Origin of the sequence: Rhizobium sp. BK313, from assembly GCF_014193655.1 — a bacterium.
Lineage (GTDB): Bacteria > Pseudomonadota > Alphaproteobacteria > Rhizobiales > Rhizobiaceae > Rhizobium.
The window spans coordinates 1-15,668 of the sequence record NZ_JACHZQ010000012.1; the positions used below are offsets into that span (position 1 = coordinate 1).

11 protein-coding genes and 1 pseudogene are annotated in these 15,668 nt (G+C 58.1%); 3 read left to right on the forward strand and 9 right to left on the reverse strand.

Annotation, left to right across the window (positions count from 1 at the left end):
- The coding region (locus tag FHT86_RS35330; protein ID WP_409527650.1) for an acetate--CoA ligase at window positions 1-1,235 on the reverse strand (1,235 nt) is incomplete at its 3' end.
- Window positions 1,236-1,397: 162 nt separating this feature from the next.
- On the opposite strand from FHT86_RS35330, the pseudogene FHT86_RS35335 reads away from it, so the two are divergent.
- Window positions 1,398-1,975: pseudogene (locus tag FHT86_RS35335) on the forward strand (malonate decarboxylase subunit alpha).
- Between the two features lie 552 nt (window positions 1,976-2,527).
- On the opposite strand, the gene FHT86_RS35340 reads toward FHT86_RS35335, so the two are convergent.
- The 7 genes from FHT86_RS35340 to hisD form a co-directional block, all read right to left on the reverse strand.
- The gene (locus tag FHT86_RS35340; protein ID WP_133704438.1) at window positions 2,528-3,634 is read right to left on the reverse strand and encodes an ABC transporter ATP-binding protein; all 1,107 of its coding nucleotides are present in this window, start codon (window positions 3,632-3,634) and stop codon (window positions 2,528-2,530) included.
- Window position 3,635: 1 nt separating this feature from the next.
- Window positions 3,636-5,312 (reverse strand): iron ABC transporter permease, encoded by a 1,677-nt coding sequence (locus tag FHT86_RS35345; protein ID WP_166656682.1) that lies wholly within the window; start codon window positions 5,310-5,312, stop codon window positions 3,636-3,638.
- 41 nt (window positions 5,313-5,353) lie between these two features.
- Window positions 5,354-6,478, reverse strand: coding sequence for an ABC transporter substrate-binding protein (locus FHT86_RS35350; RefSeq protein WP_133704440.1), 1,125 nt, complete (start codon window positions 6,476-6,478; stop codon window positions 5,354-5,356).
- 437 nt (window positions 6,479-6,915) lie between these two features.
- Entirely contained in the window at window positions 6,916-8,388 is a 1,473-nt protein-coding gene (locus FHT86_RS35355) for an NAD(P)(+) transhydrogenase (Re/Si-specific) subunit beta (RefSeq protein WP_133704502.1), read from the reverse strand.
- A gap of 23 nt (window positions 8,389-8,411) precedes the next feature.
- A complete protein-coding gene (locus FHT86_RS35360) occupies window positions 8,412-9,986 on the reverse strand; it encodes a Re/Si-specific NAD(P)(+) transhydrogenase subunit alpha (protein WP_133704441.1) in 1,575 nt (524 codons plus the stop codon).
- A 19-nt stretch (window positions 9,987-10,005) separates the two neighbouring features.
- Window positions 10,006-10,776 (reverse strand): SDR family NAD(P)-dependent oxidoreductase, encoded by a 771-nt coding sequence (locus tag FHT86_RS35365; protein ID WP_166656683.1) that lies wholly within the window; start codon window positions 10,774-10,776, stop codon window positions 10,006-10,008.
- 30 nt (window positions 10,777-10,806) lie between these two features.
- Window positions 10,807-12,117 carry a histidinol dehydrogenase gene (hisD, locus tag FHT86_RS35370; RefSeq protein ID WP_133704443.1) on the reverse strand — a complete coding sequence of 437 codons (1,311 nt, stop codon included), beginning with the start codon at window positions 12,115-12,117 and terminating at the stop codon, window positions 10,807-10,809.
- A gap of 79 nt (window positions 12,118-12,196) precedes the next feature.
- Between hisD and FHT86_RS35375 the strand changes: the two genes are divergently transcribed.
- Entirely contained in the window at window positions 12,197-13,189 is a 993-nt protein-coding gene (locus FHT86_RS35375) for a substrate-binding domain-containing protein (RefSeq protein ID WP_133704444.1), read from the forward strand.
- A gap of 89 nt (window positions 13,190-13,278) precedes the next feature.
- On the opposite strand, the gene FHT86_RS35380 is transcribed toward FHT86_RS35375, so the two are convergent.
- The gene (locus FHT86_RS35380; protein ID WP_312862657.1) at window positions 13,279-14,277 is read right to left on the reverse strand and encodes a LysR family transcriptional regulator; all 999 of its coding nucleotides are present in this window, start codon (window positions 14,275-14,277) and stop codon (window positions 13,279-13,281) included.
- Between the two features lie 88 nt (window positions 14,278-14,365).
- Here FHT86_RS35380 and FHT86_RS35385 point away from each other — a divergent pair, with 88 nt between their 5' ends.
- The gene (locus FHT86_RS35385) at window positions 14,366-15,646 is read left to right on the forward strand and encodes a serine hydrolase domain-containing protein (protein ID WP_133704445.1); all 1,281 of its coding nucleotides are present in this window, start codon (window positions 14,366-14,368) and stop codon (window positions 15,644-15,646) included.
- The last annotated feature ends 22 nt before the right edge of the window (window positions 15,647-15,668 follow it).

Below are 15,668 nucleotides of genomic sequence, written 5' to 3' on the forward strand. Positions count from 1 at the left end.
TGGCCGCCGGTTTCCGTCTGCCACCAGGTATCGACGATCGGGCAACGGCCGTCTCCGACGACATTGTAGTACCACTCCCAGGCTTCCGGATTGATTGGCTCGCCGACCGTGCCGAGCAGGCGCAGGCTGGAGCGCGACGAGCGCTTGACGAACTGGTCGCCGGCGCCCATCAGCGAACGGATCGCCGTCGGCGCCGTATAGAAGATATTGACCTTGTGCTTGTCGATGACCTCCCAGAAGCGGCCCTGATCCGGGAAATTCGGCACGCCTTCGAACATCAGTGAGGTCGCGCCGTTCGCCAGCGGCCCATAGACGATATAGGAATGGCCGGTGACCCAGCCGACATCGGCCGTGCACCAGTAGATATCGCCGGGATGATAATCGAACGTATATTCATGCGTCATCGCCGCATAGACGAGATAGCCGCCTGTCGTGTGCAGCACGCCCTTCGGCTTGCCGGTCGAGCCTGACGTGTAGAGGATGAACAACGGGTCTTCCGCCTTCATCTTCACCGGCGGGCAATCCGCCTTCACCGTGGCGATTTCCTGATGATACCAGAGGTCGCGGCCCGGCGCCCAGCCGGTCTTGCCGCCGGTGCGGCGCACGACGAGCACATTCTTGACCATGAGATACTGCTTGGCGGCGATATCGATCGCGGTGTCGGTGTTTTCCTTGAGCGGGATCGGCTTTCCGCCGCGCAGGCCCTCGTCGCAGGTGATGACGAAAGTGGACTGGCAGTCGACGATGCGGCCCGCCAGCGCCTCCGGGGAAAAGCCACCAAAGACGACAGAGTGCACCGCGCCGATACGCGCGCAGGCGAGCATCGCATAGGCGGCTTCGGGGATCATCGGCATGTAGATGGTGACGCGATCACCCTTCTTGACGCCGTGCTTCTTCAAGACATTCGCCAGCCGGCAGACGTGCTCGTAGAGCTCGTTGTAGGTGACCTTCTTGTCGATATAGGGGTTGTCGCCCTCCCAGATGAAGGCCACGTTATCGCCGTTCTTCTTCAGGTGGCGGTCGATGCAATTGTAGGAAACGTTGGTCAGACCGCCTTCGAACCATTTGATCGAGACCTTGCCGGTGAAGGACGTGTTCTTGACCTTGGTATAGGGCTTGAACCAGTCGATCCGCTGGCCGTGCTTGCCCCAGAATTGGTCGGGATCTTCGACGCTTTCCCGATACCACGTCTCGTAGGTGACCTGATCGATCAGGGCAGGTCTGCGTGACCGGATTCCCTTGAAGTTTGAATGCGTTTGCAAACTCGCCTCCTCTGCTGCGGCCCAGCTCACTAGCACATATGTATATTTTACGGCAATATATTGGGACATAAAAATCCTTTATTGCCATCACATGGCTTCAATGTATTCTTTGGTGGTTTACACCAGGGATAACGCATGTGGAACGAGCTGAGCAGAAATGAGCGTGATCGACTGGAACGAGGAGCGAGATTCGCTTCGGGCAAGATGGTAGCTGCTTCAGATGCGACAGCGCTCATGCAGGCGGTGATCGAGCCTCGCGATCGTCTTTGCCTGGAAGGAAACAATCAAAAACAGGCTGATTTTCTCGCCTCGGCGCTTAGCAACGTCGATCCGGCTGTCGTGCGCGGGCTACACATTGTCCAATCCGTGCTGGCTTTGCCCGAGCACCTCGACATATTCGAAACGGGTATCGCCTCTCGACTGGATTTCTCCTTCGCCGGCCCGCAGGCGACGCGGCTAGCGCGATTCATACGTATCTCGAACTCTTTGGCCGTTACTTCGTAGATCTGACGCCGAGGGTCGCACTAATCTGCGCTCAGGCTGCCGATAGGGATGGCAATCTTTACAGCCGGTGGGAATACGGAAGGGACAGCCGTCATCGTCGAGGCTACGGCGTTTCGGCGAGGGTCGTTATTGCTCAAGTGAATGAAGTGGTCGACATTCTTACCCGGGTAGACAAAGCCTGGGGGCTCGAACGACTTCGCTTCCAATAACCGCGGCCTCTCATACACCGCTTGTGACGCCTGCCGTGTCTGCATTCCAGAGGGCCTTGTCGGAGACGCCGTTTCAGGCCCCGTCATTTCCGGTTTTGTCCGGCGTCGACGGGTCCTGCGCTCGAACGAAGGAAGAGGCGATCGCGAAGCTGTCAGGGCAGCTGAATACACGATTGGACTGGTTGACGTGTCTTGCGAGCTTGAAGGAGCCGGGATGCGATACATTGTTCGAACTCCTTCCTGGTTCTGACTTGACGGCGATCGCGCGTGATCAGTGCAAAGAGCTGCGTTCCAGATCGCTTGCTGATTTCAGGTCCATAGACGGCGCACTTGCATGGCTGATTTCCACCGCACGATGACCTATTAAGGCATGCAGGTTACTGCGCGGCCCCCGGTTTCATTGGCGGTCGAAGCGATGCACGTGTACACGTGATTGAATAATCCTGCCAGTTCGCTTCATCATGCACGCCAGGTCACAATTCTCGGCCGCGCGACCACGATCGGGAAGGAAGGCGACCTTTCCTTCCCGATCGCGATCCAACCTTTCGTTCGTTAAGAGGCAAGCGCAAGGATCCGCTGTGAGTCTAGAACCACATCGACCTTCTGCGACAAGGGAATCTCGACGCTTCTCGGAGCAGTAACTCGGATTTCTGCTGTGCCGATCGCGATACGGTAATCAAGGTGGCTTCCCATGTTGATGCGTCCGCTAACATGGCCGGAAAGGGCGTTCCGACCCTTCCCGACGGGCTCGACACTCAAGGTCGCGTGCTCGGGACGGAAGCTGAGTGTAACGGTCGATCCGGGCTGCAACGGTGTGGGGGCGTCACAGAGAATTTCCGCCCCGGCGAGTTCGTTGGTCTCGACAACAGCTCTGGCGTCCTGGTACCTCGAAACTTTCGCACTGAGTAGGTTGCTCGAGCCAATGAAATCCGCGACAAATCGGTTGGCCGGACGATCGTAAATCTCAGAAGGCGAACCAATCTGCTGGATGTGCCCTCCGCTCATGACGATCACGCGGTCGGATACGACCATTGCCTCCTCCTGATCGTGGGTCACATAGAGCGAAGTAATACCGAGCTCCGCCTGCAAGCGCCGCAATTCAAGCCGCATGGCCTCACGCAACTTCGCGTCGAGGTTGCTTAGAGGCTCGTCGAATAGTAATACCTTCGGCTCATAGACGATCGCTCGAGCGAGAGCGACGCGTTGCTGCTGGCCACCGCTCAACATCGTTGCCGGCCGTTCCAGCTGAGCCTCTAACCCGACCTTCGCCAGGACACGCCTGATGCGCTGATCTCTTTCCGCTCTGCTCAATTTCAGGTTGTGGAGACCGTAAGCTACGTTCTCCGCAACGGACATGTGAGGCCATACCGCGTAAGACTGGAAGACCATGCCGAATTGGCGCCTCTCAGGAGGCAGGTGCACGTTGTTTGCCGGGTCGGAGACTGGCTCGCCATCGATTGAAATTCTTCCAGCAGTAATCGTCTCGAAACCCGCGATCGCTCTCAGGGAGGTCGTCTTGCCACACCCGCTCGGTCCGAGCAAAGTGAGGAACTCCCCTTTGGCAAGCGAGAAGCTCACGCGGTCCACGGCCTTCATCGCACCGTAACTCTTCTCGATGTGGTCAACTTCTAGAAAGGCCTGTTTGCTCGATCCTCTCATTTTAATGCTCCCTGCTTTTGTTCGTGGCGAATTGAAAAATTACGACAACACCGAGGATGACGAACGATTGCAGCATGGCGTAGGCGGCCGCCTTACCGCTTGTTGCATGCTCAAGTAGCTGCCAAAGTGCTACGGAGGTCACTTCCGTACCTGGCTGCCAGAGAAGGATGGACATTGGCAACTCTCGAAGAAAGAGTACAAAGAGCAGAACCCAACCAGCCAGGAGTCCAGGCTTCAGTAGTGGCAGCGTGACCCGCCGGAAGGTACGGCTGTAAGCTGCGCCACAGGAACGCGAGGCCTCTTCAAGTTCCGGAGAAACCGATAGCATGACGCCGGATACGCTTCGCAGTCCCAGCGGCAGGTCACGAGAAAGATAGGCTATCAGCATGACGATGAGCGTGCCGTAGAGAGGGCTGCGCAAAGATATCAGTAGAAATCCCATGGACAGAACAATTCCGGGAATTCCGACCGGCAACGATGTCACAACATCGATAAGACGCTGTCCGGGAAGCCGGCTTCGATAGATAGTCTGCGCGATGATCACGCTCAGCAGAACACCGACCGTTGCCCCGACGAGAGCAAGAACCAGCGAATTTTCGAACCCGCGTATCGTGACCTCGTTCTCGAAAATCACATACTTATAGTTGCCTAGTGTGAACTGCGACCACCTGAACGACCCAAGCCAAATGCTTTGCAATGACTGAAGCGCGAGTGCCATGAGAGGAAGCACAACGGCCACAAGGCAGAAGACGATATTCAATGCGAACCCAAGCCACCGCCAAGGCCCAAGTCGGAGCGTCGCTGGCCTGAAGCCTTTGCCGGTCAGCGTGATATAGTTCCGGCGAAGAATCATGTGTCGATATAAGAGCACGCATACTATCGTTGCCGCTCCAAGGAGGCTTCCCAGGGTAGCGGCCATGCCGTAGTCAGGTTGCGCCCTCTGCAACACCTCGAAAATTTGCGTGCTGACCGTCTCAATGTTTCGGGGAACGCCGATCGTCAACGGAACACCAAACTCGCCTGCCGACGCGACAAACGTCAGAATAACCGAGGACAAGATCGATGGCATTGCCAACGGAAGCGTGACCCGCAACATCGTATAGATTATGCCGCGTCCGCACGAACGCGAGCTCTCTTCGAGTGAGGGGTCCATCTGCTGCAATGCCGCGCAGGTCATGATGTAGACGACTGGAGCGAAGAAGATGCCCTGGACCCAAATAATGCCGAATAGGCTGTATATGTTGAACGGGCTTGCAGATACGCCAAAGAGGCTGTTGACCGCAGCATTGAGCAAGCCAACGCGAGGTGCCGTCAGGTATGTCCACGCGATCGCGCCTATAAAAGGCGAAAGGTAAAAGGGGATCGTATTGCATACATGTAGCAGTCGCTTCGCAGGAAGATCGGTGCGAGTGACAAACCAGGCGAGCGACACGCCAACTACAGAGGCGAGCAAAGTAGTTCCGGTACTGATCAGGATCGTATTCGTGACCGCGTTCAAGAACACAGGCGTCTGGAACGCCCGTGCAAAGTTGTCCAAACCAAGCTCTTTCGTGCCGTCGAGGCCCACGACTGTCAGCGCTTGTTGAAGGATGACGCCCATCGGCAGTATGATAATGGCGCACACAAAGATGCTGGCCAAAACCTGAACGATCCGATCGCTCGGTATATTCGGCCTCATTGACCGTTTCCTCTCGATCATCACCTCACTAAGCATAGCCATTACTCCCCGAAGACTCGCCGAAAATCGGTGCGCCATTTATCAAGCGCCTCCTGGGTCATTGCGTCCCAGTCAACTGATACGGTTTTGATCTTGTCGACAGCGGCGATGAATGGCACAGCATCGTCAGGAATCCTGACTTTCGAGATGGACGAAATTCCCTCCTGCTCGACAAGGATCTCTTGCCCCTTTTCGCTGAAAATAAAGTCCGTCCAAAGCTTGCCTGCGTTTGGGTGGGGCGCTTTAGCCAGCACTCCTGCATAGCTTCCCGTTGCCACGATACCTTCACTCGGCCAAGCCATCTTCAAAGGAACCTGATCACGCACCTGGTAAGCGCGAGGGCCAAAACCAAAGATCGCAATCGGAAACTCGCCCGACATGACACGGTCCCTGATATCCGTCGATCGAACGACGAAGAAAGGGTCTTGCGCCTTCATCTTTTGCAGCCATTCGTCGGTCCAGACATTTGCCTGGCGAAGACCGGCATACTGATCAAGGTAGCCAGCAGATTTTCGGGCGTCGCCAATGATGATCTGCCCCTTGTATTTGGGGTCAGAGAGCTGCGCCCAGCTTGTAATGTCCTCACTTACGAAGGCAGGGTTCCACATCACCCCGAAGACGATAACCGAGGCGGCCTGAAAGTAGCACCCGCCGTCCAGGACCTTGGCTCGCTTGAGGAAAACAAGGGTCTTGTAACTTTCGGAGCAATATTCGAGCAAGGCACCTTTCTTTGCCAGACCTCGCCAGAATGACTCGGAGTTCACCGCAACCCAATCGATGGATACCTTGTCGGCCGCCATCTCTTGACCTACGCGCGCAACCACTCCTGACGAGTCGGCCGTATAACCTTCTATCTGGAAGGATTCGGGTAGCTTGTAAGTTTCGCGGAATGCCTTTTCGAGGACCTTCTGCGTTTCAGGGGCCGTCATGTTCGTTGCGTACGTTAGGTGCCCTTCCTTCACCGCCGCATCGATCAAGCTTTGATCCGCAGAGTACGCTCTGCCAGCCGAGAATGATGCAGCCATCAGAGCAACTGCGGCTGCCCCCCGGAGGCAACGCGCCATAGTGTGAGAAATTTTCATAACATCCTCCCATTGGTTGTCAGGAACACTGGTAACGAAACGCAATCGCGGCGCTCCTCCTTCGTTATCGATTGATAACTTAGCTCGAAGTTTAGGCTTTGGCAAGGCCTCACGCAATTAGCCTGTCATATCCGTTCGAAGCGCGATAATGGCGCACTTAGTGGTAGAAATTGCTGGTTTGGCCCGACGGCCCCCCCACCTCTGGCGACGGGGTGGACACTGGTTATCAGCGCCTGTGAAAAACGAGCGCGCCTGTCGATCTCAGGCGAACAAGGTGGCGCAGGCGCCTCGGTGAGGAAACAGGCAAGCAACCAACATGCCGCTGTGGGAAACTCGAGAATGTCCCAGGCGGGAGTGAACCCATCACCGGAAGGTCATCAAACGAAACCGCATTTTTTCAAGGGTCGGCAGAAAGCACCTGGCCGGAGACACGACGTGCGTCTCTTGCGCGACGGCGAAAAGCGCTCACGGTGCTGGATGGGTCAGATTTGGTTGAGGAGCGCTGTAATCGACGTCTTGGCATCGCCATAGAACATGCGGGTATTGTCCTTGAAGAACAGCGGGTTTTCAATGCCGGAATAACCGGTGCCCTGGCCGCGCTTAGATACGAAGACCTGCTTTGCCTTCCAGACTTCGAGAACCGGCATGCCTGCGATCGGCGAGTTTGGATCCTCCTGGGCGGCCGGGTTGACGATGTCGTTGGAGCCGATGACGATTGCGACGTCGGTCGCAGGGAAATCGTCGTTGATCTCGTCCATTTCGAGCACGATGTCATAAGGCACCTTGGCCTCAGCAAGCAACACGTTCATGTGGCCGGGTAGCCGGCCAGCGACCGGGTGGATCGCGAAGCGGACCGTCTTGCCAGCGGCGCGCAGCTTGCGGGTCAGCTCGGACACGGCAGCTTGAGCCTGCGCGACCGCCATACCGTATCCTGGGACGATCACGACGCTGTCGGCCTCGTTTAGCGCCGCGGCAACACCGTCGGCATCGATGGCGATCTGCTCGCCGATGATCTCCATCGCCGGCCCCGTGGTCGTGCCGAAGCCGCCAAGGATGACCGAGACGAAGGAGCGGTTCATCGCCTTGCACATGATGTAGGAGAGGATGGCGCCGGAGGAGCCTACCAGGGCGCCGGTGACGATCAAGAGGTCGTTGCCGAGCGTGAAGCCGATCGCGGCTGCCGCCCAGCCGGAATAGGAGTTCAGCATCGAGACGACGACGGGCATGTCGGCGCCGCCGATGCCCATGATCAGGTGATAACCGACGAAGAAGGCAAGAAGCGTCATCACGATCAGTGCCCAGGCCGCGCCGCCATTAGAATAGACGATGAGCAGAGTGAAGGAGAGAAGGACCGCGCCGGCATTCAGCACATGGCCGCCCGGTAGTTTCTTCGCCTTGCCGTCCACCTTGCCGGCAAGCTTGCCGAAGGCGATGACCGAACCCGTGAAGGTGACCGCACCGATGAAGACGCCGAGAAACACCTCGACCTTCATAATCGCGAGCTCGACCGGTGTCTTGTGGGCGAGGGTGCCGGCAAACCCTTCGAGGGTCGCCCGCGCCGTCTCATCCATGACGGCGATGCGGGCCGCTTCGAGGTGGGCGCTGAAGCCGATGAAGACAGCCGCCAGGCCGACGAAGGAATGCAGCGCTGCCACGAGCTGCGGCATCTCGGTCATCTGCACCCGCCTTGCGACGATGGTGCCGAGGAGCGCGCCGCCGGCGATCATCACGAGGACGATGAGCCAGGTGCTGGCGCTTTTGCCGCCCTCGGACCCCAAAACCTGGGATCCGAGAGCCTGGGGTCCAAAGACCGTGGCGATGACGGCAAGCGCCATGCCGGCCATGCCGTACCAGACGGCGCGCTTGGCGCTTTCCTGGCCGGAGAGCCCGCCAAGCGACAGGATGAAGAGAACGGCCGCAGAAACATAGGCGGCAGAGGCGATACCGATGGTGATGATTATTCCCCCCTTATGCCGGCTCAGGACCTCTGGAACATGGAGAGCATGCGCCGTGTCACCAGGAAGCCGCCGACGATGTTGATCGTGGCAATCAGGACTGACAGCGCCGAAAGCACCATGACCAGCCAATTGCCGGAGCCGAGCTGCAGCAGCGAGCCGAGGATGACGATGCCGGAGACGGCGTTCGTCACCGCCATCAGCGGTGTATGCAGCGAATGCGAGACGTTCCAGATCACCTGGAAACCGATGAAGCAAGCGAGCATGAAGACCACAAAATGGCCCATGAAGCTTTCCGGCGCGTAGGCGCCGACGAGAAGCAGCAATGCCGTGCCGGCGAGAAGCAGAAGGCCCTGATTCCTGGTCTGCGCCTTGAAGGCGGCGACTTCCCGTGCCCGCTTCTCCTCAGGCGTCAGTTCCCTCACCTTCTCCTTGGGCTTGCTCGCGGCGATCGCCTGGATCTTGGGCGGCGGCGGCGGATAGGTGATCGCGCCTTCGAAGGTGACGGTCGCGCCGCGGATGACATCGTCTTCCATATTGTGGACGAGCTTGCCGTCCTTGCCCGGCGTCAGGTCGGCCATGATGTGGCGGACATTGGTGGCATAAAGTGTCGAGGCCTGGGCCGCCATACGGCTCGGGAAGTCGGTATAACCGATCACCACGACACCGTTATCGGAAACGAACTTCTGGTCGACGACGGTCAGGTCGCAGTTGCCGCCGCGTTCGGCGGCAAGGTCGATGATGACCGAGCCAGGCTTCATGGCCGCCACCATGTCGGCGAGCCAGAGCTTTGGCGCATCGCGGCCGGGGATCAGCGCGGTAGTGATGACGATGTCGATCTGCGGAGCGAGTTCACGGAACTTTGCCAGTTGCTTCTCGCGGAACTCCGGCGAGGATGGGGCGGCATATCCGCCCGTCATTGCGCCGTCCTGCTGATCGTCGCTGAAGTCGAGATAGACGAATTCGGCTCCCAACGACTCGATCTGCTCTGCCACCTCGGGGCGAACGTCGAAGGCGTAAGTGATGGCGCCGAGCGAGGTGGCGGTGCCGATTGCCGCAAGGCCGGCAACACCGGCGCCGATCACGAGAACCTTGGCGGGCGGCACCTTGCCGGCAGCAGTGATCTGGCCGGTGAAGAAGCGGCCAAAATTGTTGCCGGCCTCGATCACCGCGCGATAGCCCGCGATGTTCGCCATCGACGACAGAGCATCCATTTTCTGCGCCCGCGAGATGCGCGGAACCATGTCCATGGCGATCACGTTGAGGCCATTCGCACGAGCGAGTTCCAGAAGCTCGTTGTTGTGACCCGGATAGAAGAACGAGATCAGCGTCTGTCGATCGCGGAGCTGTGCGATCTCGTCGGCAGTGGGGGGGCGTACCTTGGCAATCACATCGCTTGTCGCCACCAGCGCCCTCGTCGCGTTGACAACCTCTACGCCCGCCAAACTATAGGCATCGTCCGAAATGCCGGCCCCTAAGCCAGCTCCAGCCTCAATGAAGCACTCATGGCCAAGTTTTTGCAGCTGCAATGCGCTCTCGGGCGTCAACGCGACCCGCGCCTCACCCTCGGCTCGCTCTCGCGGAACACCGATTCTCATGTTGAAACCTCGTTCTGTGCTAATCCGCTGTCCAGCCGCCATCCACCATGAGAGCGCTTCCTGTGATCATTGAGGAGGCATCGGAGGCGAGGAACGTGACCGGTCCCATGATGTCTTCAAGTTCACCAATGCGGCCGAGCTTGATCTTCTCCTGGATCCAGCGGAGCCGGTCTGGATTGGAAAGGGTCTGTTCGGCGAGCGGCGTCCTGATAAACGTCGGGCAGATGGTATTGACCCGAATCCCGTGACGACCCCACTCGATCGCCATAGACTTCGTGAAGCCCTCAACGGCATGCTTGGTGGCGCTATAGACGGCGCGATCTACACCGCCGACATGAGCCATTTGGGAGGAAACGTTAATGAGCGAGCCGGGCCGCCCAGCTTCGATAAGACGTTTGGCGACGGCCCGTGTCAGGAAGTAGGCTCCTCGCAGATTGATCGACGCGACCGCGTCGAAATCCGCAGGAGTGGTCGTCAACGCAGGACCATGCCGCGCAAGGCCCGCGCTGTTGACAAGAATGTCGAAGGCAGGAAGAGACGCGATCGTCTCCTCCAAAGCCTCGACGTTCCCGACGTCCAGCGCGAGCGCGGAGCCGGAAAGACCCAGGGCATGCAAAGCGCCAACGGTTAGATCGAGCTTGTCGATTGAACGCGCCGCAAGGGTCACCTTGGCACCCGCCTCGGCGAGCGCCACAGCGGCCGCTTGGCCGATCCCGGAGGATGCTCCAACCGCGAGCGCGGTCTTGCCGTCCAACCTGAAGGACGGGGTGCGGGGCAACTTTAACGTCATCAGATCACCTAAACCCTGTCTCGGCGGCGGCTACTCAGCCGCCGCTCCATACGCCAGATTCTTGCCACCGTAGCGCCGAACGCGCACGTTGGCCTGTTCGGCATGACCCACGAAACCCTCCAGGATGCAGAGGCGTGAGCAGTATTCCCCGATTTTGGCCGCAGCCTCGTCGGTCAACACCCTCTGATAGGAGTGCGTCTTAAGATACTTTCCGACCCACAGTCCGCCGGTGTAGCGACCAGCCTTTTTGGTCGGGAGCGTATGGTTTGTGCCAATAACCTTGTCGCCGTTCGCGACATTTGTCCGCGGGCCGAGGAACAACGCTCCATAGGAATGCATGTTGGCAAGGAACCAATCGTCGCGGTCGGTCATGACCTGTACGTGCTCGGAGGCTATGTCATTGGCAACTTCGAGCATCTCTTCGTAGCTGTCACAAAGGATAACCTCGCCATAGTCGCTCCAGCTTCGGGAAGCGGTGTCAGCTGTCGGCAAGATCGCGAGAAGCCTGTCAATTTCCTCAAGCGTGCCTTGGGCGAGCTTGCGCGAGTTGGTGAGCAGAACAGCCGGCGAATTGTAGCCGTGCTCGGCCTGACCAAGCAGGTCGGTCGCGCAAAGCTCGGCGTCCACTGTTTCGTCAGCAATCACCATCGTTTCAGTCGGACCCGCAAAGAGATCAATCCCGACGCGACCATAGAGCTGACGTTTTGCCTCGGCGACGAAAGCATTACCGGGTCCGACGAGCATGTCGACAGGCTTGATCGTTTCGGTGCCAAGAGCTAAAGCACCGATCGCCTGGACGCCGCCGAACACATAGATCTCATGGGCGCCGCCGAGGTGCATCGCCGCAATTACGGCAGGGTTTGGCGCCCCTTTGAACGCAGGCGTAGCCGCTGCTATGCGCGGTACGCCTGCAACGGCGGCGGTGACGACCGACATGTGGGCAGAGGCCACCATAGGGAATCTGCCACCGGGAATATAGCAGCCGACCGATTGGACGGGAATATTCCGATGACCCAGGATCACGCCGGGAAGCGTTTCGACTTCGATGTCGAGCATCGAATCTCGCTGTGCCTGCGCAAAATTACGCACCTGTGCTTGCGCGAACTTGATGTCCTCCATATCGCGTGCCGAAACCTTGTTTACCAAGGATTCGATCTCGCCGGCGGACAGCCGAAACGATGGTGGTGCGTAATTGTCGAATTTTTCAGACAGTTCCCGCACCGCCGCATCGCCGCGGGTTTCAATGTTCTTCAGGATGTCAGCGACGACGTTGCTAACCTTGGTATCATCCTCTGATCGATCAGATTCAGGTTTGCCGCGTTTGAGGTAGGTAATAGCCATGATGTTCTCCCTTCCGACGCAAACAATACGGTGCTAAAAGTTCATTGCAAGTTTTCATCGACAAAGTGAAAAAATTTCAATGTCAACGACCAATAAGCCGACCGCGAAGCAGGTGGCGCACGCTGCTGAGGTCTCTCTTTCAGCAGTCTCACGCGCATTCAGCCCGAATGCGCCGATCCATCCTGAAAAGCGGAAGCGGATCCTCGCCGCCGCGGAGGCTATTGGTTACATTAGCCCTGCTCGGAGAACCGCTGAGGTCATCGCAGAGGGGACAATCACCCTTGTCGCAGGTGACCTATTGAATCCCTTCTACCCAACCGTGTTGGACCTTTTGGCAAGGCGGCTTCAGGAAAGTGGCCGTCAGCTGGTGGTCTATGCGCTGCCTGCCAACTCTGATGTTGATGCCGCCACAGATCAAATTTTGGCATCGCGACCATCGGCGGTCATCGTAACTTCGGCGCAGCTCACCTCAAAGATGGCACGGGCTTGCCGGCAGCATCAGATCAAAGTGGTCCTTCTCAACCGTGTACAAAGGGATATTCGAATAAACGCGGTTGCTTGCGACAACTATCAGGGAGGGCGGGATGTCGGCCGACTGTTGCTGGAGCGCGGTCACCGCAAGATTGGCTTTATCGGCGGCGTTGCCAATACGTCCACGCATGCAGAACGGGCTCGTGGGTTCCGTGAGGTGCTTGCCGAAGCTGGCGTCAGCACCCACGCCCAGTCCCTGGGCGATTTTGAGTATCCTGGCGGCTATGTTGCCGGTCAGACATTGTTGTCAATGAAGGACCCTCCAAGCGCAATTTTCTGCTGTAACGACATCATGGCGCTTGCCCTGATCGACGTTGCGCGTGAACGCGGCGTTCGGGTTCCGGAGGATCTTGCTGTCGTCGGCTTCGATGATATTCCGATGGCCTCATGGAATGCTTACAGGCTGACGACGGTGAGGCAGCCGGTGGAGCTCATGGTACAGGAAGCTTTGGGCCTCATCGATGATACAAACATCAAGCCAACCGACGACGGCATCACTCGAATGCTGACGGGCTCCCTGGTCCTTAGAAACAGCGTTTGACGGTCTCTTCTCGACGTAAAATCATTCGCCACGGCGAAAACGGTTCAGTTGCGTCTCGCAGCCGCCCAGTAAGATATCTTCTTTTTCCCTCAGCCGTCTCGCGCTTTTTCCTTGGCAATCTGCTGCACAAAATCGAGGAACGCTCGGACCTTTGCCGGTGGCAGATGACGCGCCGGATGGTACGCATACAAGGGATAATGTTCGTCCGACCAGTCTTTGAGAATTTGTCTCAGTCCGCCGCTTTTGAGCCAGGGATCCAAACCGATCTCCAGGCTCTGAAAGATACCTTGGCCGGCAATGCAGGCGGCAATCGCAGCGGATGGGTCGTCAAAAATGATTTTGCCGTCGACTTTCGCGCTGACAACTTCATTACCTCGATGAAATTCCCAGGGGAAAGCTCGGCCGGTCTCGGGGTCTCGGAACAGAATAACTTCGTAACCATCTATATCCTCCGGCCGGGCCGGCTCGCCGAATTTCTCGAGATAGGCCGGGGCCGCGCAAGTGATGACGCGGATGTCCAGAAGCTTTCTTGCTATTAGTGAGCCGGCATTGGTCGAGCCAAATCGGACAGCCACGTCGAACCCGCTCATCATGTCGTCACGCGCATTCGTCGTCATAAGATCGATTTTCAGATCTGGATATTTTTCGGTGAGCCGCGGAAGCTGAGGCGCTAATACCATCCTTGCAAACCATGGGTCGATCGATACGCGCAGCCTCCCGGCAACCGCAGCCGCCGATCCCGCTGCGATCGCGGCGGCCTCCTCCAGACCGGCGACGAGCGGTAGAGCCTGCAGACGAAACAGACGTCCCTCTTCGGTCAAGGCGACGGAACGCGGTGTGCGGTCAAACAGGCGCACGCCCATCCTCGTTTCTAGTCGTCCGATCGCCCGGCTGATACCGGAAGGGGTCACCCCCAATACATCGGCGGCCTTGGCGAAATTGCCGGCGTCGGCAACCGCCAAGAACACGCTTACTCCAGTGAGAAGACGTCCATCGAAGCTCATGACCAAGATCTCGCATCCATTGATGGCGAATAGTAGTGATTTTTTGTCATTTTTGTTATGACCATTATGATCTTTCAGCAACACGCATCGCTGTGTTAGCAAATTGACGTCCGCCTCAGGAAGGCGAGCGGTTTACCAGACCCGCGATCCGTCTGGATTGAAGGTGAAAATCATGAATGAGATGACGAGAAGAACCGTGCTGGCGCGCGGTACCATGGCGGCTGCGGCGGCCTATCTTGGGGCGACGGCGGTCCAGGCAGCCAGTGAAAGCCCGCGCCTTTTGGGCGGAAAGTTCAAGTCCATCGATGCTGCGATGTCGAAGGCCGTGAACGATCGCACTGTTGCTGGCGCAGTTGTCATGGCGGCAACGCGGAAGGGCATGATCTACGAAGGTCTGTTCGGCAAGGCGAACCCGGAAACCGGCGCGCCGATGCGGCCCGACACGGTCTTCTGGCTGCTGTCGATGACCAAGGCGATCACGGCGACCGCTTGCATGCAGTTGATTGAGCAGGGTCGCCTCAAGCTCGATGACGACGCATCGAAATACCTGCCGCAGCTTGCTGCGCCCAAGGTACTCGTGGGTTTTTACGCCAACGGCCAGCCGCAGCTGCGTCCGGCCAAAAATACAATCAAGGTTCATCACCTGCTCACCCACACCTCCGGTTACACCTATGCGAACTGGAGTGATGTGATAGTGCGCTACGAGACGGCCACCGGTTTGCCTGATATCGCCACCTGCCAGAATGCCGCCTTCAACGTGCCGCTCGAATTCGAACCCGGCGAGCGCTGGCAATACGGCATCAGCATGGACTGGACCGGCAAGCTGGTCGAGGCGGTCAGCGATCAGTCCCTGGAAGTCTATTTCCGCGAAAACATCTTCGCGCCGCTCGGAATGAAGGATTCGGGGTTCCTGATCGGCAGCGAGCAGAAGCGTCGCACCGCGACATGCTTCAGCCGTGAGAGCGACGGCAGCTTGAAGGCCATGGCCTTCGAAATGCCCCAGCGTCCTGAATTCTTCATGGGTGGCGGTGGCGCGTTCAGCACCCCGCGCGACTACATGATGCTGCTTCAGGCGCTGATGCATGGCGGCAAGTTCAATGGCGCTCAGATCCTCAAGCCTGCGACCGTTGCGATGATGATGCAGAACCAGATCGGCGATCTGAATGTGCGAAAGATGGACTCGGCCGCGCCGGCCTATTCCAACAGTTTCGATCAGTTCCCGGATCAGAAACATAAATGGGGCTATTCTTTCGATATCAATACAGAGCCCGGACCGCATGGCCGCTCCGCGGGCAGCGTATCCTGGGCCGGCCTGCTCAACTGCTACTTCTGGATCGATCCGGTTCGCAAGGTCACTGGATCCCTCTTTACCCAGCTCCTTCCCTTCTATGACGACCGTGTCGTTGCACTCTACGGCGACTTCGAACGCGGCCTCTATGACGGACTCGCTTAACCCTCCTCCTATTTTAGATGGA

Excerpts from the sequence above, each read along its gene's own strand:
- FHT86_RS35340 (WP_133704438.1), bottom strand. The coding sequence starts at position 3,634 with ATGAGAGGATCGAGCAAACAGGCCTTTCTAGAAGTTGACCACATCGAG.
- FHT86_RS35345 (WP_166656682.1), bottom strand. The coding sequence starts at position 5,312 with ATGAGGCCGAATATACCGAGCGATCGGATCGTTCAGGTTTTGGCCAGC.
- FHT86_RS35360 (WP_133704441.1), bottom strand. The coding sequence starts at position 9,986 with ATGAGAATCGGTGTTCCGCGAGAGCGAGCCGAGGGTGAGGCGCGGGTC.
- FHT86_RS35365 (WP_166656683.1), bottom strand. The coding sequence starts at position 10,776 with ATGACGTTAAAGTTGCCCCGCACCCCGTCCTTCAGGTTGGACGGCAAG.
- hisD (WP_133704443.1), bottom strand. The coding sequence starts at position 12,117 with ATGGCTATTACCTACCTCAAACGCGGCAAACCTGAATCTGATCGATCA.
- FHT86_RS35375 (WP_133704444.1), top strand. The coding sequence starts at position 12,197 with ATGTCAACGACCAATAAGCCGACCGCGAAGCAGGTGGCGCACGCTGCT.
- FHT86_RS35385 (WP_133704445.1), top strand. The coding sequence starts at position 14,366 with ATGAATGAGATGACGAGAAGAACCGTGCTGGCGCGCGGTACCATGGCG.